Annotated in this window: 4 protein-coding genes; all 4 read left to right on the top strand. The window is 54.6% G+C overall.

Annotation, left to right across the window (positions count from 1 at the left end):
• Positions 1 to 109 precede the first annotated feature (109 nt).
• The 4 genes from fabD to M2298_RS18870 are packed head-to-tail and all read left to right on the top strand — an operon-like array spanning position 110 to position 18,848.
• On the top strand, positions 110 to 1,387 hold the full coding sequence (gene fabD / locus M2298_RS18885; RefSeq protein ID WP_122966478.1) for an ACP S-malonyltransferase: 1,278 nt from the start codon (positions 110 to 112) through the stop codon (positions 1,385 to 1,387).
• Positions 1,377 to 6,071: a type I polyketide synthase gene (locus M2298_RS18880; RefSeq protein ID WP_280648889.1), complete on the top strand. Its 4,695-nt coding sequence runs from the start codon at positions 1,377 to 1,379 to the stop codon at positions 6,069 to 6,071. The genes fabD and M2298_RS18880 overlap by 11 nt, the downstream gene beginning before the upstream one ends.
• Positions 6,068 to 10,864, top strand: a complete 4,797-nt coding sequence (locus M2298_RS18875) for an SDR family NAD(P)-dependent oxidoreductase (RefSeq protein WP_280648888.1) — start codon at positions 6,068 to 6,070, stop codon at positions 10,862 to 10,864. The genes M2298_RS18880 and M2298_RS18875 overlap by 4 nt, the downstream gene beginning before the upstream one ends.
• Complete coding sequence (locus M2298_RS18870) at positions 10,857 to 18,848, top strand: non-ribosomal peptide synthetase (protein WP_280648887.1); 7,992 nt, start codon at positions 10,857 to 10,859, stop codon at positions 18,846 to 18,848. The genes M2298_RS18875 and M2298_RS18870 overlap by 8 nt, the downstream gene beginning before the upstream one ends.
• Positions 18,849 to 18,853 lie beyond the last annotated feature (5 nt).

The raw sequence follows: 18,853 nt of genomic DNA, 5'->3' as shown, positions 1-18,853 counted from the left end.
CCAGTCGTCGCGCATCCGGGCGACTGGTTTGTCAATTCAATAAACTGGGCGTGCTCCCGCGAAAAGCGCGTCCAGTCCCAAGCTAACCAAAAAAGGGAGGATACAGTTTATGATTAAGATCGCCTTGCTATTTCCAGGTCAAGGAAGCCAGTACAATATGATGGGAAAAGCTCTTATTGAAAGCTCTCCCGAGGTTAGGGACATTTTTCAGCGCACCAACGAGATTCTCGGCTACGATTTGCTCGCGATCATCAACGAGGGCAACCTGGAGCAACTGACGCGCACCGAACATGCGCAGCCTGCGATTTTTGCCTACAGCTATGCCATTTTCCAATCGATCTGGAAGGAGAAGAAATTTTTCCCTTCCTTTATGGCTGGACATAGCCTGGGCGAATTTACGGCTTTGACATGCGCCGAAGTGTTCCGCTATGAGGATGCGCTGCGGCTCGTAATGGAGAGGGCGACAATCATGCAGCAAGCTACCGCAGACGGATTTGGCGGCATGGCTGCCATCAATGGCTTGCACCCGCTGCTCGTCGAAGAGGAATGTGAGCGCGTATCGAACGGCGAGGACAAAATTGTCGTAGCCAATTACAATTCCTCCAACCAGGTAGTGATTTCCGGCGCAAAATCGTTGGTGAAGGTCGCCATGGAAAACTTGGCGAAAATCGGTGCGATTACGATTCCCCTGCAAGTCTCGGCGCCTTTCCACACCCCGTATCTGGAACTGAGCAATCAAATGTTCCAGCGGGCCATCGCGCAGACACCAATGTCCATGCTCAAATGGCCGGTGATCTCCAATGTGGACGCGAAGCCGTACTACCAACCGACAGAAATTCAGGAGCGGCTCAACGTGCAAATGATCAGCGCAGTCAGATGGAAAGAAACGATCGAATACATGCTGCGCCAAGGCGTAAACACTTTTATCGAGCTTGGGCCAAAATCCGCTTTGACCAATTTGCTCAAACGCGACTATTCGCACGTGCGCGCCTATTCCTATGAAGACAACTATCAGGAAATCATGGCGGTCATTGACGAGCAGACAGCGGAAAAGCGTCCATCTGTCGTTTCCCGTTCCTTGGCCATCGCCGTGTGCACAAGAAACCAGAACTGGAATGAAGAGGAGTACCAAAAAGGGGTCATTGAGCCGTACAGAAAGATACAAGCTTTGGGCAACAAGCTGGAGGAAGAGGGACGCGAAGAGTCGATCGAAGAAATCAAGCAGGCGATCGAGATGCTCCGTTCCGTGTTTGTGACGAAAAAAGTGTCGCTGGAAGAGCAGCGCGAGCGGTTCACGCAAATTTTTGACGAGACGAAGAAACGACACCTGTTTGCTGACCTTGCCCCGGTCATGTTTGCCGAAAAGGAAGCTGTCAATGAAAAGTAAGCCGCTGTTCGAGGATATCCAGATCGACCTGGAGGAGGAGAGCGCAGGTACCTGGGAGGACTTGGGGAGGGCGGCAGAGGCTCCGAAGAAAGACGTAGCGATCATCGGAATCGCGGGGAAGCTGGCGGATGCGCACAATGTCGGAGAGTTTTGGCGCAATCTCGCGCTCGGCAAAGATTCGATCCGCCGCATTCCTTTGTCGCGCAAGCACGACTACGAGGAGCTGCTGTCTGCTTTTTTGCAGAAAGAGGTGCGCAAAGAGCAGAGCGAATACGCGGAAAGCGGGTATTTGGAGCAGGTTGATCGGTTTGATTGCGAATACTTTTCTATCTCGCGCAAAGAAGCCAAGCTGATGGACCCGAATCAGCGGCTTGTTTTGCAAAGCTGTGTGGCTGCGATGGAAGATGCAGGGTATGGAAAAGCGCGGTTGCGCGGAACGCAGACGGGCGTTTTTTTAGGGTACAGCAGTGACTTTGGCGGGGAGTACAAACATTTTCTCGCGGGGGAAAACGCTGAGCTGGCGGACTTGGCGATGACGGGGAACATCAAGTCGATCATGGCGGCAAGACTGGCCTATTTGCTCGATTTGCACGGACCGAGCATGCTGGTCGATACCGCCTGCTCATCCTCGCTGGTTGCCGTGCATCTCGCTTGCCAGTCGATTCGCCGCGGTGAATGCGAGCAGGCTTTTGCCGGAGGGGTGAAAATCCAGTTTCAACCGTTTGAAAAGACCCAGACCGGAATCGGCATCGTATCTCCAACCTTTCGGGCGCGGACTTTTGACAGCGAGGCGGACGGCACCAGTCTGGGCGAAGGCGTCGGAATCATCCTGCTGAAAGATGCGGCAAAGGCGATTCGGGACGGCGACCACATTTACGCCTTGATCAAGGGCAGCGCCATCAATCAGGACGGGCAATCACTCGGGATCACCGCGCCGAACTCCAGGGCGCAGGAAGACCTGATCGTCCGGGCTTGGCAAGATGCCGGCATTCATCCGGAAACGATCTCGCTGATCGAAGCTCACGGCACGGCAACCCGCCTGGGCGATCCGGTAGAGATCGAAGGAATCAAGCGAGCTTTTGACCGATACACCACGAAAAAACAGTTTTGCGCAATCGGCTCGGTCAAAACCAACATCGGACATCTGGATCACGCTGCGGGAATATCCGGCCTGCTCAAATGCATTCTCGCGCTGAAGCACGAAATCATGCCGCCGACGCTGCATTTTCATAGCCCCAACAAGGAAATCGATTTTGTCGACGCGCCAGTCTATGTGAACGACACAGCCCGTCCGTGGGAACAAGCAGAGCACCCGAAAAGATGCGGCATTAACTCTTTCGGGTTGAGCGGAACGAACTGCCACCTCATCCTGGAGCAATATCAGCAGGCTGAGATGGCTTCGCTCGAAAATCGTGGCGAAGGAGAGTGGCACCTGCTTGCGCTGTCAGCCAAAACTCCCGCTGTGCTCGACCAGCTGGTCAGCGCCTACTATCAGGCAGTCAACCAGAGCGGACAGCTCGATCTGGCGAGCTTGTGCTACACAGCGAATGTCGGACGCGATCATTTTGCGCACAGACTCGCAATCGTGTTTAACGACAGGACGGATTTGCTGCAAAAGCTCCAGGCTGTTCGCAAAGCGGGAGTCGAGAAGCTTGCCGTGAAGCATGTGTTTTACAGCGGAACCCCCCGCGAGGACGCAAGCCATGCCAGCCAGGGCGGGAAGGATAACGCACGCTTGCATGAGCTGCTTCGTTTGGCGTTGCAGTATGCGGCTGGCGAGACAGTTGCCTGGAAGGAGCTGTACGCAGATCAACGCCATTTAGCGATTAGCTTGCCGACGTACCCTTTTCAGGACATTCGCTGCTGGATCGAGCCGAAAGACTTGGAGAAAAAGTTCGCCCCGCTCGTCGATAAACGGCTTGTTGGCAGCAACGGCATCGATATTTATGAGACGAGGTTTGCGGTCGAGACGCATTGGGTGCTGGCGGAGCACAAAATCGCGGGGCATTGCGTGCTCCCAGGCACGGCCTATCTGGAAATGATGAGCGAGATTGTGCGCAAAAACATGCCTCAGCAAGCCGCGCTCGTGCTGGAAAACGTCATGTTTTTGCAGCCGCTTGAGGTCAAGGAACAAGAACCGAAGAGCGTCCACATAATCTTGCAAAAGCAAAAGTCGTCGCTTGATGTCATGGTGACATCGCCTTCTGAACATTCGGACGATTGGATCGTTCACTGCCGCGCAAAAGTGCTGCTTCAACCTGAGCTGCCCAAGCAAAAGCAACTGTCTCTTTCGGAGCTGCTCAGTGAAGCAAACAGGCAATCGGTAAGCGGCTACAAGCCAGAGGCTGATGCCCCTGTGCAAACAGGCCCGCATTGGGAGTGCATGAAGGAAATTTATTTGGAGCAGGACAAAATCGTCGCCTTTTTTGAGCTGCCTGCGCCCTTTACATCTGAACTGCACGCGCATGTTCTGCATCCTTCTTTGCTGGATTGCGCAGTGAACATTCCGATCAGCCAAATTCGCGACGGGCTGTTTTTGCCTTTTGCCTATAAAAAAATCGTTTTTGCCGGACCTATGCCTGGCCGATTTTACAGCGTGCTGCAAAGGACAGACAAAGAGACGGCAGACAGGCAGGAAGCGATCTCCTTTGATATCTTGCTCGTTACGGAAAAAGGGGAAGTTTTTGCCGAGATTCACGACTACACGCTAAAAAGGGTGCCGATGGAAGCCGCACCGTCCGCCGTCTTTTCTCCCAAAGGGCTGTTCCATCAAATCGTCTGGGAAGCCATGCCTTTGCTGGCAGAAAACAGACAGCCGGACACGGCGCAGCCGCTTACGCTTGTTTTCGGCGGCCATGAGCCTGTCACGCAGCAACTGATTGCGGAGCTGAAAAAGAAGGGGACTCCTGCGATTGTCGCCACGCCAGGCAAGCAGTTTGCCAAGCTCGCCCATGATCAATACGAGCTAAGTGTCGATCAGCAAGCTTTTGATGCGCTATGGGAGGACATCGGGAACAAGGGCGTGCAGCGCATCGTGCATGGCTTTTCCCTGTCTGATGCTGCCGAAGAAAGGGCAAGCGACGAAGGCTTGTTCAGTCTGTTCCATCTGGCAAAAAGCTTGGTTGCGCAAAACGTGCGACAGCCGATTGATCTGGTCCTGCTAGGCGAACTGGCGCTTCCGGTTACACAGACGGAGCCTGCCGTCCAGCTCCAGCCGATGCACAACGCTTTGTATCACCTTGGCAAAGTGGTCAGCAGCGAATGGTCGCATCTGCGCTGCCGTTGCATCGATCTGGATGCCGCTACCGCGATCCCGGACATCCTCGCTGAACTGGAACATCAGCCAGACAGCTATATCGCAGCCTACCGGAACGGACAAAGATACGGGCAAAAAATGGTGGAACTCGATTGCCAGCTGCCTACGGGCCAAACACTTAACTTGACTGAATCGGGTTGCTATGTGATTACCGGCGGAACAGGCGGCCTGGGCTTGACCATGGCTAGACATTTGGCAGAAAAGCAGCCGGTTCATTTGGTGCTGATCAGCAGGTCAGGCTTTCCCGCAGAGGACGAGTGGACAGACATTTTGCAAAAAGGCGAGCAGCAAGAGGTCATGCGAAGGATCGAGATGCTGCAACAGATCACAGCGTCAGGCAGTACATACACCATCTACAAGGCAGATGTCGCCAGCAAGGAACAGCTTGCGCGCGCGCTTGAGGAAGTGCGGGCAGCACATGGCAGCATCAATGGCGTCATTCATGCGGCTGGAGTCGCCGGGGATCAATTTTTGTTCAACAGGGAAGAGGAGCGTTTTCGCGAGGTGCTGCAAGCCAAGACGGCGGGGAGCCTGAATGTGGCGGAGCTGATTACCGAGCCGCTGGAATTTTTCGTCTGCTTTTCATCTGTCGCCACATTGGAAGGGACGCCGGGACAAGGTGATTATGTGGCGGCGAACGCGTTTTTGGACAGCTTCGTCTACAGCCTGCCCGCCCAGCAAAACGGCATGACGCTCAACTGGGCACCGTGGGCTGAGATCGGCATGGCCTACGATTATGGAACGTTTCAAAAAGAACTGATCTTTCACTTGCTGACGCCACAGGTCGCTGTCGCTGCTTTTGATGCTGCGCTTGCCCTTGGCGAAAAACAGGTCGTCATCGGCAAAATCAACAAGGAAGTCGCGAGAAAGCACTTCCGCAGCAACTTCTTTTACGCAGGAAACAGGCTGTTGATCGATTATGTGGACGGGGCGGCGGCAACACCTGGAGAAAGCCAGCCAGTCCAGCCAGCTACTGGCGTGTTTCACGGCGATCCGCAGCACGCATCCTTGCAAGAAATCAAAGCGTTGATCCGCCAGCTATGGAGCACACTGCTCGAATCCGATTCGATTCAACTGGACGACAATTTTACGTCTCTTGGCGGCAATTCGATCTTTGCGGTTTATTTGCTCCAGGAACTGGAAAAGTATTTTCCGGACCAACTGGGCATCTCGGATATTTTTACGTATCCCACGATTAACAAGATGGCCGAATATGTGCATTCCCGGATGAAAAAAGAGCAACCGTCTTCCTCTGGCAGCGTGAGTCAGGAGGAGGAAGACCAAAATCTCGATCAAATCTTGCAGCGCTTGGCCAATGGTGAACTCGATGTGGAAGAGATTGATCGATTGCTGGGAGAAGAAGAATGAAAGAAACGCGAAAGTACATTTATCAGCAGATCAAGGATCAACAGTTAAGCATTGAAAAGTCCAAGGTCATTTTAAAAGAGATCAAGCAGGCGGGGGCGAAGAAACATAAGGACATCGCGATCATCGGGATGTCCGGCCGCTTTCCTGGCGCTCGCAACCTCGATGAATACTGGAAAAATTTGCTGGCAGAGGTCGATTGCATCACGGATTTTCCGGAGAGCCGACAGGCAGGCGTTGCAGGGTTTGTGAGCAGGCTGCAACAGGAAGCTCCTATGGAGGTCGCCTATGAAAAAGGCGGCTACCTGGATCAAATTGATGATTTTGACGCGGAGTATTTCAAAATATCGAACAAGGAAGCCGTCATGATGGACCCGATGCAGCGCCTGCTTTTGACCACTGTGATGGAAACGGTGGAGGATGCCGGGTATGGCGGAAACCGGATCGTCTCGTCCAAAACGGGCGTTTTTATCGGCAGGGACCACACCGTCGGGAACATGTACACACACCTGCTGGATCAAACAGACGAGCTGGCATTGACTGGCTCGTATACGGGCATTTTGGCGAGCAGAGTTTCCTATTTTCTCGACTTGAAAGGACCTAGCGTCGTCGTGGATTCTGCCTGCTCGTCGGGATTGCTCGCGATTCACAACGCTTGCCAGGCGATCAGGAACAACGAGTGCGACATGGCGATCGCTGGCGGGGTGTGCCTGATTTTTTTCCCGGTGAAAAATCCGGCGTTTGGATTGGTCGAATCGAAGCTGCATCTGGTCAAACCTTTTGACAAGCACGCGGATGGAACGCTGTGGGGCGAAGGGATCGGAGCGTTGCTGCTGAAGCCTTTGGATAAAGCGATTCAGGATCGGGATCACATTCATGCCGTCATCAAAGGGAGCGCGGCCAATAACGACGGGAAATCGAACGGGATCACGGCACCGAATGCAATCGCCCAGGAAGAGGTGTTCACCAGAGCCTGGACGAACGCCGAAATTCCACCCGAGACGATCGGTTTTATTGAAGCGCACGGGACAGGAACGGTACTCGGCGACCCGATTGAAGTCCAGTCGCTCGGCAATGCCTTTAAAAAATATACGTCGCGAAAACAGTTTTGCGGGATCGGCTCCGTCAAGTCCAATATCGGCCATTTAGCCGCAGCGTCTGGAACCGCCTCCGTCTTCAAGGTCATTTTGTCGCTCAAGCATAAAAAGCTGGTCAGCACGCTCCATTTTGACGATCCGAACCCGTTCATCGACTTTACGGGTTCGCCGCTCTACATGGTGGACAGGGTGGAAGAATGGCCACGCGATCAGGACGATACCCCGCGGCGGGCAGGCGTCAGTTCGTTTGGCTTTAGCGGCACCAATTGCCACCTCGTACTGGAGGAAGCGCCAGAAGAACAACCGGGCGCAGCCAGCGCTCGTCCTTGCCATGTTTTCACGGCTTCGGCCAGGGACAAAGAGACGCTGCTCGAACTGCTCTCGCGTTACCGCCATTTTTTGAGCGAGCAGAAAAGTTTGTCTTTGGAAGACCTTTGCTTGACTGCGACAACGGGACGCGGGCATTATTCGTGCCGCCTTGCCCTCCTCGTGCGCAGCTTGCCCGAGCTGCAAGAAAAGCTGAACCAGGTGATGACGGAGCAGCTGCCATCCGGCCAGGAGCATGCCGGAATCTTTTGCAACGAATTTAAGGTCGTTCCCGAGAGCAAGCTGGATAAAGCGGTCGGAGAGATTACCGAATCCGCCTTGCAGCTGCTGCTGGAAAAAGCGCAACAACAGCTCGCCCGCACCTCCACTGATGATGAGCACGGGATGGCGGAGGTTTGCAAGCTGTATGTTCAGGGAGCCGAAATCGATTGGCGGCACTTCTACGGAACAGGGGAACATCGCCGTCTGGCCTTGCCTGTCTATCCTTTTAAAAAGACCTCGTTCTGGCCGCAACCGGATGGCGGGCTGGCGCCGCAGCATCAGGAAGTCATCCCGGGACGGAAAGTGCTTGAATCGTATCGGCAGAGCGTCTATGAAATCCCTTTGCGAGTGGAGAAGCAGTGGATGTTGCAGGAGCATCTCATGATGGGCTTTCCGATCGTCCCGGCGACTGCTCTGATCGAATGGGCGAGAAAAGCCGGAGACAATCATTATGGAGACGCCTCATTCGAGTTGCGGGATTTTCGCTTTATCAGTCCGTTGGTCGTCCCTGAGGGGGAAGAACGGATCGTCCATACGATTATGGAAAGTCAGGAAGACTTGCTGCAACTGCGGATCGTCAATCGCAAGGCAGCGGATGACGGTGGAGCGGGGCAGGACTGGCAGTTGAATGTCGAAGGCAAAATCGTTCCTGGCGCGACTGCTGAGCCAGCATGGATGGATATTCAGCGCATCAAGCAGGACAGCGCCTGGGAGCAGGTGGATGCGGATTTTGCCACGGTGCGAGGGCGTACGAGATTCGGGCCGCGTTGGAACAACATTCGAGCTTTGGGCAAATGCGAAGAGCGTGTGCTGGTCCACGTGCAGTTGGCGGAAGCTTACGCGGACGACTTCGCCTTGTACGGCTTTCATCCGGCCTTGCTCGACACAGGGCTGAATGCCGTGACCATGTTTGTTTTGTCTGACCTCTATCTGCCCTTTTCCTTTAAACGGATGAGCATCTACAACCAGATGCCTGCTTCCTTTTACAGCTACCTGCAAAAAAGAGAGACGCGCGGCGACAGCCGGGAGACGGTGTCCTACGACATCAGCCTGATCGACGAGCAAGGAAACGTGTTTGCCGAAGTCGAGAACTACACACTGAAACGCATCTCTGCCGCTATGGTGGCGCACGATTTGTTTTACCAGATTCGCTGGGTGAAAGCGCCGCTGGAACAGCGCGGAGAGGTTGCTGCGGGCAGCGTGCTGTTGTTTGGCGACAGCGAAGGCGGGAGCGGACGTGGAAGTGGAACAACGCGGGAACTGATTCGCCAATGGGAAGCGCGCGGCGTCGAGCTGATTCAGGTCGCTTACGGGGATGGCTACCGCAAAGAGCGAGAAACGAAGTACGTGGTAGGAGATGCGGAAGCGGATTACCAGCAGCTTTTTGCCGACTTGCAGGAGCGGGGCATCAACCGGATCGTCCACGCTTATGCGCTGGATGAGCAAAAGGGCGTGGACAGCCTCTCCCGCCTGCAAACGACGCAAGCTCGCACAATCCATAGCCTGTTTTCTATCGTGAAATCGCTCGTGCAAGCCAAGTACAGGCAGGAGATAGAATTGGTTATACTGGGCCGGAATGGCTGGGAAGTGACAGGCACCGAAACAGAGCTGGAGCCGTGCCATACAGCGTTGTTCCAGTTGGGGAAAGTAGTCAATGCGGAGTATCCCCATCTGAAATGCCGCAGCATGGATCTCGACGACGAGACGGACTGCGGCAGTCTTTTGGCGGAAATGTACGGGAAAACTGGCACGTATCAAGTTGCCTATCGCGGCAATCAGCGGTACGTACAGGAATTTGCTCGCTGCCCGGTCGAAGAGTCTGTGCAGCCGTTGGAGCTGCAAGAGGACGGACTGTATCTGATCACTGGCGGCACGGGCGGGATCGGGCTGGAAATCGCCAAGCATTTGGCTTCCCGCAAAAACATTCGCCTTGGTCTGCTCGGCCGCAGCGGTCTGCCACCGCGTGCAGACTGGGAGACAATCAAACAGAAGTCGAGCGAAGCGGACAGCAAAACGCTCCGCATCATTGCAGCCGTGGAAGAAATCGAGCGGTCGGGCAGCAGCGTCACGGTTTGCGCGTGCGATATCGCTGACGAACAGCAGGTAGCAGACACTTTGAAGCAGCTTTGCGAGGCATACGGAGCGGTCAAAGGAGTCATCCACGCGGCAGGCGTGGCGGGCAGCGGATTCCTGTTTACGAAAACATGGGCCGAGTTTGCGAGGGTGACCCAGCCGAAAATCGAAGGCAGCTACTTGCTGTACCGCTTGCTGGAAGAACGCCCCGACTTTTTCGTGCTGTTTTCCTCAACCGCGACGATAGAGGGCAGTCCGGGGCAGAGCGATTACGTAGCGGCGAACGGCTACCTCGACGGCTTTGCTTCCTACCTGCGCCAGCAAGGCATTCGCGCCACGACGATCAACTGGACCGCGTGGGCAGAAACCGGGATGGCGGCGGACTTTGGCGTGACCACCAGCAACGCCCTGTTCAAACCGCTGCAAACGAATGAAGCAACCGCTGCTTTGGACCAGGCGCTGGCTATGGATCGCAAGCAAGTGGTGATTGCCTCTCTCAATCAAGAATGGCTGCAAACCAGCGGGGAAGACCTGTTTTTGAAAGTAGAGAGCGGGCTGATCGACAAGAACACGAGCAAGGGCCGCTCCAAAGCCCCGTCTGCTCCTGCCAGCGCGCAGCGTGCTTTTACGCTCACGGGCCGCAAAGATGAAACTTATGACGACATCGAGCAGACGATTTCCCGCATCTGGGCGGAAACGATGCACTTGTCGACTGTCAACATCTACGACAGCTTTCTCGCACTGGGGGGCGATTCACTGATCGCGACCCAACTGCTGAAAAAGCTGGAAACCGAGTTCCCGGGCGCACTCGACTTGCCTGATCTGTTTACGTATTCGTCTGTGGCGGAACTGGCTGACTACATCAGGCAGGGCCAAAGCAGCGAGCCAAAAAGGCAAGAAGAAGCGAAACAGCAGGACTCCTTCGATTCGTTTGACCAACAGCTACAATCCATTTTGGACAACCTTTCTTCCGGGGAGCAATCTGTAGAAGAGATGGTGGACCTTTTGTCGCAGCGGAGGAATCGAACAGATGAATAACATCGACCAAATCAATGCGCTGATCTTGGAAAGTGTAAAAGAAAATCGCCTGGACAAAGAGCTTGCCCGCAAGCTGCTGCACCAAGTCAATGCAGCTTCGCCCAAGCCCGAAAAGGACGCCGTTGCGGATATCGCCATCATCGGCATTTCTTGCCGGCTTCCTTTTGCAGACAACCTGGAGCAATATTGGACGAATCTGCTTAACGGAACGAATGGCATCACCGATTTTCCGCTCAAGCGGCGCATGGATACCGATCCTTTGCTGCGCAAGCTTTGGGGAGAACCGCACTATGCCAAAGGCAGCTACCTGGAAGAGATAGACCGCTTCGACGCCGAATATTTCCGCATCTCGCCCAGGGAAGCCGAGTTTATGGACCCGCACCAGCGCTTGCTTTTGGAAGTCACGGCAGAAGCGATTGAAGATGCGGGATACATGGGCGAAAAAATCGACGGCACCGATACGGGCGTCTTCATCGGAAGAGATCACCATTCTTCCGGCCTGTACCAGCAATTTATCGATTCGTCGAACGAATTGGCGATGACTGGCAATCTGCCCAGCTTCCTCTCGGGCAGGATTGCCTTTTTCTTTAACCTTTTCGGGCCGAATATGGTGATCGACACGGCGTGCTCCTCCGGGTTGGTAGCGGTGCATCACGCTTGCGAGTCGCTCAGGAAACGAGAATGCCGATTGGCTATCGCCGGAGGCATCAGCTTGAATCTCGTGCCGATGGCTAATTCGTCGTTTAAAATCGTGGAAAACAGCGACGGCATCGTCAGGCCATTCGACAGCCACGCCAAAGGCACCACCTGGGGCGAAGGGCTGTCGGTCATCCTGCTGAAGCCGTTGCACGATGCCTTGCAAGACAAGGACCGGATTTACGCCGTGATCAAAGCCAGTGGCGTAAACAGCGACGGAGCTTCCAATTACATCACCGCTCCCAATCCGCAAGCCCAGGAGCAGCTCTTGACGGACGTGTGGACAAAAGCGGGTATTCACCCGGAAACGATTTCCTACATCGAAACGCACGGCACCGGAACCGTCATTGGTGACCCAATCGAAGTAAAGGCCATGAAGCAAGCTTTTCAACCCTACACGCGCAAAAAACAGTTTTGCGGGATCGGTTCCGTCAAATCGAACATCGGTCATCTCGTAGGAGCTTCGGGGATGGCTTCGCTGTTAAAAGTCGTGTTGTCCTTGAAGCATAAACAACTCGTTCCGACGATCAATTTTGCGGAGCCAAATCCGTATATTCCTTTCTCCGATTCGCCCTTTTACTTGGTTGATCGGCCTCTAGCCTGGGAAACTGGAGGTGTGCCGCGCCGGGCTGGCATCAGTTCTTTCGGCTTTAGCGGCATGAACTGCCATGTGCTGCTGGAGGAATGGAATCAACAGCAGACGGAGAAGAACGAGCAGGAAACGCCTCGGCTGTTTACGCTATCGGCCAAAAGCCGTGCGAATTTGTCGGACTTGCTGCGACGCTACTGCCATTTTTTGCAGGCCAATCAGCAGGTGGATTTCTCTGCTCTCGTCTATACGGCGCAGGTTGGAAGGGAGCATTTTTCCCATCGCTTGGCGATTATCGCCCGGAACACAAGCGAGCTGTTGCAAAAAATCGCGGCGATCATGCCGCTGGATTTGGACAATTTGCCTGAGACGCTTGGGTATTACGGGCAATCCGCCAGCGCCTGGAAAGCGAAAAACCATCTGCTGCATCCAGATACAGTGGACAAAGCAAATCGGCCGCTTCATGAAAAGGCCAATCAACTGCTTTACGCCTGGGCAGAACAAGGCTCGCTGGCCAGTGTCGACTCTCTTCGCGAATTGGCGACATCGTATGTGCAGGGAGCACGCATCCACTGGACAAAGTTGTACGAGGGACAGGCTGTGCAAACGATAGAGCTGCCTGTCTATCCATTCAGCAGAGTGAGGCATTGGCCGACGCCGACGGATGAGAGAACGGCAGACGCGGCAGCAAAAGGGCAACTGCCGGGAGAGTGTGTCCTGTCTACATCCGGGTTGCGCGTATACGCAGCAAAGGCAGCGATGAGCGAGCTGTGGATGCTGCAGGAACACCGCATCCTCGGCAACGGGGTTTTGCCGGGAGCAGCCTATCTGGAGATGGCCGGGGCAGCCAGCAAAGCCTTTTTCGCGCAACAAGGCGTGGTCATCAAAAATGTATCTTTGTCCCACATGCTTTCTTGCTCGCCGGATGAAACGAGAATCGTCCATACGATCGTCCAGGCGGAGCACGGACACGTCCGCTTTACGATTGCCAGCCGAGACGAAAGCGATCCGGAAGCAAGCTGGATCACCCATGCAACAGGAGAAGTACATCCGCTTGCGCCGCGCACAGGCAAGACGCTGCCGATTGCGTCCATCATCCGCGAAATGGAGCAACAGGACGCTGGCAAGTTTGCGCCGCTCTACTCGGGATTGATTCAATACGGTCCGAGATGGAGAGGCATCGAGCAGTTTTATGAAAACGACCGCGCTGCCTTGCTGCATATCCGACTGGCCGATGAGCGGGAACAGGGCACTTACTCGCTGCATCCGGCGTCGCTCGATACGGCATTGAGCTTTTGGCATCTGTTGAGACAGAACGAGGCGGAGCATGAATCGTATTACTTCCCGTTTTATTACCAAGCGCTCCATCTGTACACGGACATGCCTGCTTCCTTTTACAGCTACCTGCGGAAAAGAGAAGCACGCAGTGACAGCCGGGAGACGGTGTCCTACGACATTAGCCTGATCGACGAGCAAGGAAACGTGTTTGCCGAAGTCGAGAACTACACATTGAAGCGCGTTTCTGCGGCGATGGTCGCGCACGATTTGTTCTACCAGATTCGCTGGGTAAAAGCTCCGCTGGAACAGCCAGGAGAGGTCGCTGCGGGCAGCGTGCTGTTGTTTGGCAACAGCGACAGCGGAAGCGAGAGTGGAAGTGGAAGCGGAACAACGCGGGAACTGATTCAACAATGGGAAGCGCGCGGCGTCGAGCTGATTCAAGTCGCTTACGGTGACAGCTACCGCAAAGAACAGGAAACGAAGTACGTGGTCGGAGATGCGGAAGCGGATTACCAGCAGCTTTTTGCCGACTTGCAGGAGCGGGGCATCAACCGGATCGTCCACGCTTATGCGCTGGATGAGCACAAGGATGCACCCAGCCTCTCCCGCCTGCAAACGACACAGGCACGCACGATCCAAAGCTTGTTTTTTACGGTGAAATCGCTGGTGCAGGCCAAGTACAAGCAGGACTTGGAGTTAATCGTACTGGGCCGGAACGGCTGGGAGGTCACTGGTGCCGAAAAAGCGCTGGAGCCGTGCCATACAGCCATGTTCCAGCTGGGAAAAGTAGTGAATGCGGAGTACCCGCATGTGAAGTGCCGCAGCATTGACCTCGACGACGAGACGGAGTGCGGCAGCCTTTTGGCGGAAATCTATGGCGAAAGCGTAGTGTACCAAGTTGCCTATCGCGGCAATCAGCGGTATGTCGAGGAATTTGCTCGCTGCCCGGTCGAAGAGTCTGTGCAGCCTTTCGAACTGCAAGAGGACGGACTGTATCTGATCACTGGCGGCACGGGCGGGATCGGTCTGGAAATCGCCAAGCATCTCGCTTCCCGCAAAAAAATCCGCCTTGGTCTGCTCAGCCGCAGCGGACTTCCACCGCGTGCAGACTGGGAGGCAATCAAACAGAAGTCGAGCGAAGCGGACAGCAAAACGCGCCGCATCATCGAAGCCGTGGAAGCAATCGAGCGGTCGGGCAGCAGCGTCACGGTTTGCGCGTGCGATATTGCCGACGAGCAACAAGTAGCGACTACTTTCAAGCAGTTGCGCGAGGCGTACGGAGCGGTCAAAGGAGTCATTCACGCGGCAGGCGTGGCGGGCAGCGGATTCCTGTTTACGAAAACATGGGCCGAGTTTGCCAAAGTGACCCAGCCGAAGATCGAAGGCAGCTACTTGCTGTACCGCTTGCTGGAAGAACGCCCTGACTTTTTCGTGCTGTTTTCCTCGATCGCAACGGTGGAGGGCAGTCCGGGGCAGAGCGATTACGCAGCGGCGAACGGCTACCTCGACGGCGTTGCCTCCTGCCTGCGCCAGCAAGGCATTCGCGCCACGACGATCAACTGGACCGCGTGGGCAGAAACCGGGATGGCGGCGGACTACGGCGTGACAAACGGCAACGCTCTGTTCAAGCCGCTGAAAACAGCTCAGGCAGTCCAGGCATTTGCCAGCCTGCCAGACGTTCCGCGCGTAGTCGTGGCGGATATCCGCTTCGAGCAGATCGCTGCGTCGCTGGGCAAGCGCTTTCCGTTGCAGCTCGCTTCTGAATTGCGCGGAAAAGTCGCGGAGCGAGCAGCAACGACCGCACCAGGAGAAGCTTTTTCCAGCGATGTGCCGATTGTCGGCAAACAGCAGGACGAGCTTACCGAGACCGAAAAACAATTAGCGCAAGTATGGGCAAAAACGTTTGGGCTGGCAGAGATCGACCTGCAAAAAAGCTTCTACGAAGTCGGCGGAGACTCGATTATGGCGACGCAAATGGCCAATCTGCTGAACACGCACTTGAACAAGCCGATCACGATTGCGGAAGTTTTTGAATTTCCCACGATTCCGGAGCTGGCGGCTTACTTGGACGAAAACCTGCTGCCCGCACAAGAGACGCCCGCAAGCCAGGAAGCGACAACCGAACAACAAGCCGGGCACGATCTTTCCAAGGCGCAATACCGGATTTGGTTTTTGCAAAACTACGATCCGCACACGACAGCCTATCACTTGCCTGTCATCAAACAGTTGAAGCTGGACATTGATCTGGATGTGCTGCAACAAAGCCTGGACATGCTGACCCGGCGCCACGCCTCGCTGCGCACCGTCATCAAAATGGTCGATGGCGTCCCGAAGCAATTCGTTTTGCCGGAGTGGCAAAACGTCATTCAGTTCAGCGATTATCAGCAGGAATCGTCAGGCGCAGCCATGTCGGCCCGACGATTGGAGGAGCACAATGCGACTCCGTTTGATTTTGAGCAGCCGCTGTTCAGGATGGAACTGCATCGTTTGACTGATGATGAGCACCGTCTTTGCGTCAGCATGCACCACATCATTTCCGATGGCTGGAGCGTTGGGCTGTTTTTCCGGGAATTGATGGAACTGTATGAGAGCATTCGCTCGAACCATCCTGTCCAGCTGCCAGCTGTATCGTTGCAATATGGCGATTGGGTCGAGCAGGAGAAAAAGTGGTTGGCCTCTGCTGAGTTCCGGAACATGGAGCGGTACTGGATGAGCGAGCTGGCGAAACCGCTGCCAGTGCTGAATTTGCCGACCGATTTTGAACGGCCGCACTCTCTCGTCTACGACGGCAGCTACATCAAATTCACGGTTTCCAAAGAGAAAACCGAACAGTTGCGTTTGCTTGCGAGAAATCGCTCGACGACTCTCTACATGACGGTTCTCGCCGTCTATTTTTTGTTCCTGCACAAAATTAGCCAGGAAGAGGACATCATCGTCGGGTTCCCGGTGTCTGGCAGGGAGCGACAAGAATGGGAAAACGTCATTGGGCTGTTCATGAACATGGTGTGCATTCGCGTCGATTTTCGCGGACTTTCCCGCTTTGACGAGGTTTTGGAGACAATCAAGCACAAATGCGTCAAAGCGTATGCCAACGGCCGCTATCCGTTCAACACGCTCGTAGAAAAGCTGAACCCGGAGCGAGATCAGAGCCGCACGCCTGTTTTTTCCACGATTTTTCAGCTGTACGATAACGTCCCGCAAGACAACGACCGGATCAGTCTGTACGATCTGAGCTGCATTTGCAAAATGGAGCAGGAGCAAATGGAAGTCAGGATGGAGTACAAAACGACTCTGTTCGCCGAGGAGACGATCCGCAAATACGTTGACTATTTTTCATTTTTAATTGACCAAGTGATCGACAATCCGACGGCAATGCTCGGCCGCTATGAGCTGTTGGATGCCAAACACAAGGCAGCCTTGCTCGAAAAAAATCCGCAGCCTGTTGCTCTGGATGCTCCCGGACAAGTACACCGCCTGTTTGCAGCGCAAGCGCAAAAAAATCCTGCGCAGACAGCAGTCGTTTTTGAGGGGCGGAGCTTGACCTACCAGCAGTTGGATGAGCGCTCCAACCAATTGGCTGCCTTGCTCACGAGCACAAGCGGTCAGGAATCACAGGAGCCAATCGGCGTTTACATGCCGCGCGGTATCGAGATGATTGTCGCGCTGCTGGGCATTCTCAAGGCTGGACGTCCATATGTCCCATTGGATGTTGATTTTCCGCATGAGCGCATCGCTTATATGATTCAGCACAGCGAGATCAAAACCGTTTTGACGGAGCAAAGCGTCATGGCGAACTTGGAAACAATCGCAGGGACGCATCTGGAGACAGTAGTGGATTTGTCAGAGGATGCTCTCCAGCCAGAAACGGTGGGGCAAATTCGCTACTACGGCAGCGAGCATATCCGCGCACAGTCCGCCGCTCCTGTGACAGCGCCGCCAGCTGAATTGATGTACATCATGTATACATCTGGCTCGACCGGAACGCCAAAAGGCGTCATGGTTACCCAGCAAAATGTGATCCATTATCTTTTGTGGAGTCAGCAGCAATTTCAACTGGGGCCTGCGCGTAACATGATGCTGGTCACTTCGATCAGCTTTGACATTTCTGTCTTTGAAATTTTTGGCTGCCTGACAAGCGGAGCCACCTTGCATGTGCTGTCGCCTGAGCGGCTGCGTGACCCGGCTTTGCTGTTTTCCTATCTGGAGGAGCAGCGGATCGATGTATGGCATTCTGTGCCGACTTTAATCAGCCAATTCATTCTCGGCCTGTCGCAGCAAGATGAACAACGCTTGGCGTGCTTGCGCCAGTTCGCAACCGTCCTCGTTGGCGGCGAAGCCTGGAGCCCGGCATTGGCAAAAGACATTAGCAGCCATTTCCCAAACGCGAAACTGTACAACCTGTACGGACCGACAGAAGCGACCATCTGGGCTACGTGTTGCGAAGTAAACCAGGAGCTGAAAGGCAAATCGGTCGTTCCGCTTGGCCGACCGCTCGGACAAAACCAGGTCTATATTTTGGACAAGGACGGAAACTTGTGCGGTCCCGGCGTGCCCGGCGAGATTTGCATTAGCGGACCTGGAGTCACTCCCGGGTACTTCCGCGACAGCGAGAAGACCGCGCAAGTATATCGCTTCCATCCGTTTGCCGATCAGCTCGTCTACCATACCGGAGATTTGGGCAAATACGGGACAGATGGACAGCTTGAATATATTTCCCGCAATGACGGCCTGGTCAAGGTCAGAGGATACCGGATTGAAACCGGAGAAATCGAGCAGCGGATCGCAAGCGTACCGGGTGTCACGGCTGTTTGCGTCGTGGCAGTCAAAGAAAGCGAATCGAACAAATTGATTGGCTACTATACGTCGACCCGTGACATTGCCGTGCAGGAGTTTCAGGATGCGTTGCGCAAAGCGCTGCCTGCTTACATGATTCCAGCCCGATTTGTGCGTCTGGAAGCGATGCCTGTCACGTCCAACCAAAAACTGGATCGAAAAACGCTGCAAGCCATGTCTCTTCCTGCTGACTCGATGGCACCAGACACAGAGCAAGGCGAGCTGCATGCTCCGAACAGCGATGTGGAAAAGTTCCTGCTTCAGCTATGGCGCGATCTGCTCCGTCTCGAACAGATCGGGACTCGGCAAAACTTTTTCGATCTCGGTGGAAACTCGCACCTGATCGTCCAGATGCAAGCTAGAATCGAAGAGAAATACCCGCAAAAAATCAAAGTGATCGATCTGTTCGAATGCAAAACGATCAGTGCCATGGCGCAGCACATCGAAAGAAGCTCGTCAGCTCAAGCACAACCGGGTGTGAAAAAAGCAGGGCAGCCAAGCGACATCGACAATATTTTGCAGCTATTGGACGATTTTAGCGAGGGAGAAGCATCGGTAGAAGATATCCTGAAAAAATTAGGAGAGTAACGCTT

Source organism: Brevibacillus sp. 1238 (genome assembly GCF_029892995.1).
GTDB classification, from domain to species: domain Bacteria; phylum Bacillota; class Bacilli; order Brevibacillales; family Brevibacillaceae; genus Brevibacillus; species Brevibacillus parabrevis.
Note: the sequence above shows the minus strand (reverse complement) of the source record. Positions and strands in the feature narration are given on the sequence as shown.

Excerpts from the sequence above, each read along its gene's own strand:
- M2298_RS18875 (WP_280648888.1), top strand. The coding sequence starts at position 6,068 with ATGAAAGAAACGCGAAAGTACATTTATCAGCAGATCAAGGATCAACAG.
- M2298_RS18880 (WP_280648889.1), top strand. The coding sequence starts at position 1,377 with ATGAAAAGTAAGCCGCTGTTCGAGGATATCCAGATCGACCTGGAGGAG.
- M2298_RS18870 (WP_280648887.1), top strand. The coding sequence starts at position 10,857 with ATGAATAACATCGACCAAATCAATGCGCTGATCTTGGAAAGTGTAAAA.
- fabD (WP_122966478.1), top strand. The coding sequence starts at position 110 with ATGATTAAGATCGCCTTGCTATTTCCAGGTCAAGGAAGCCAGTACAAT.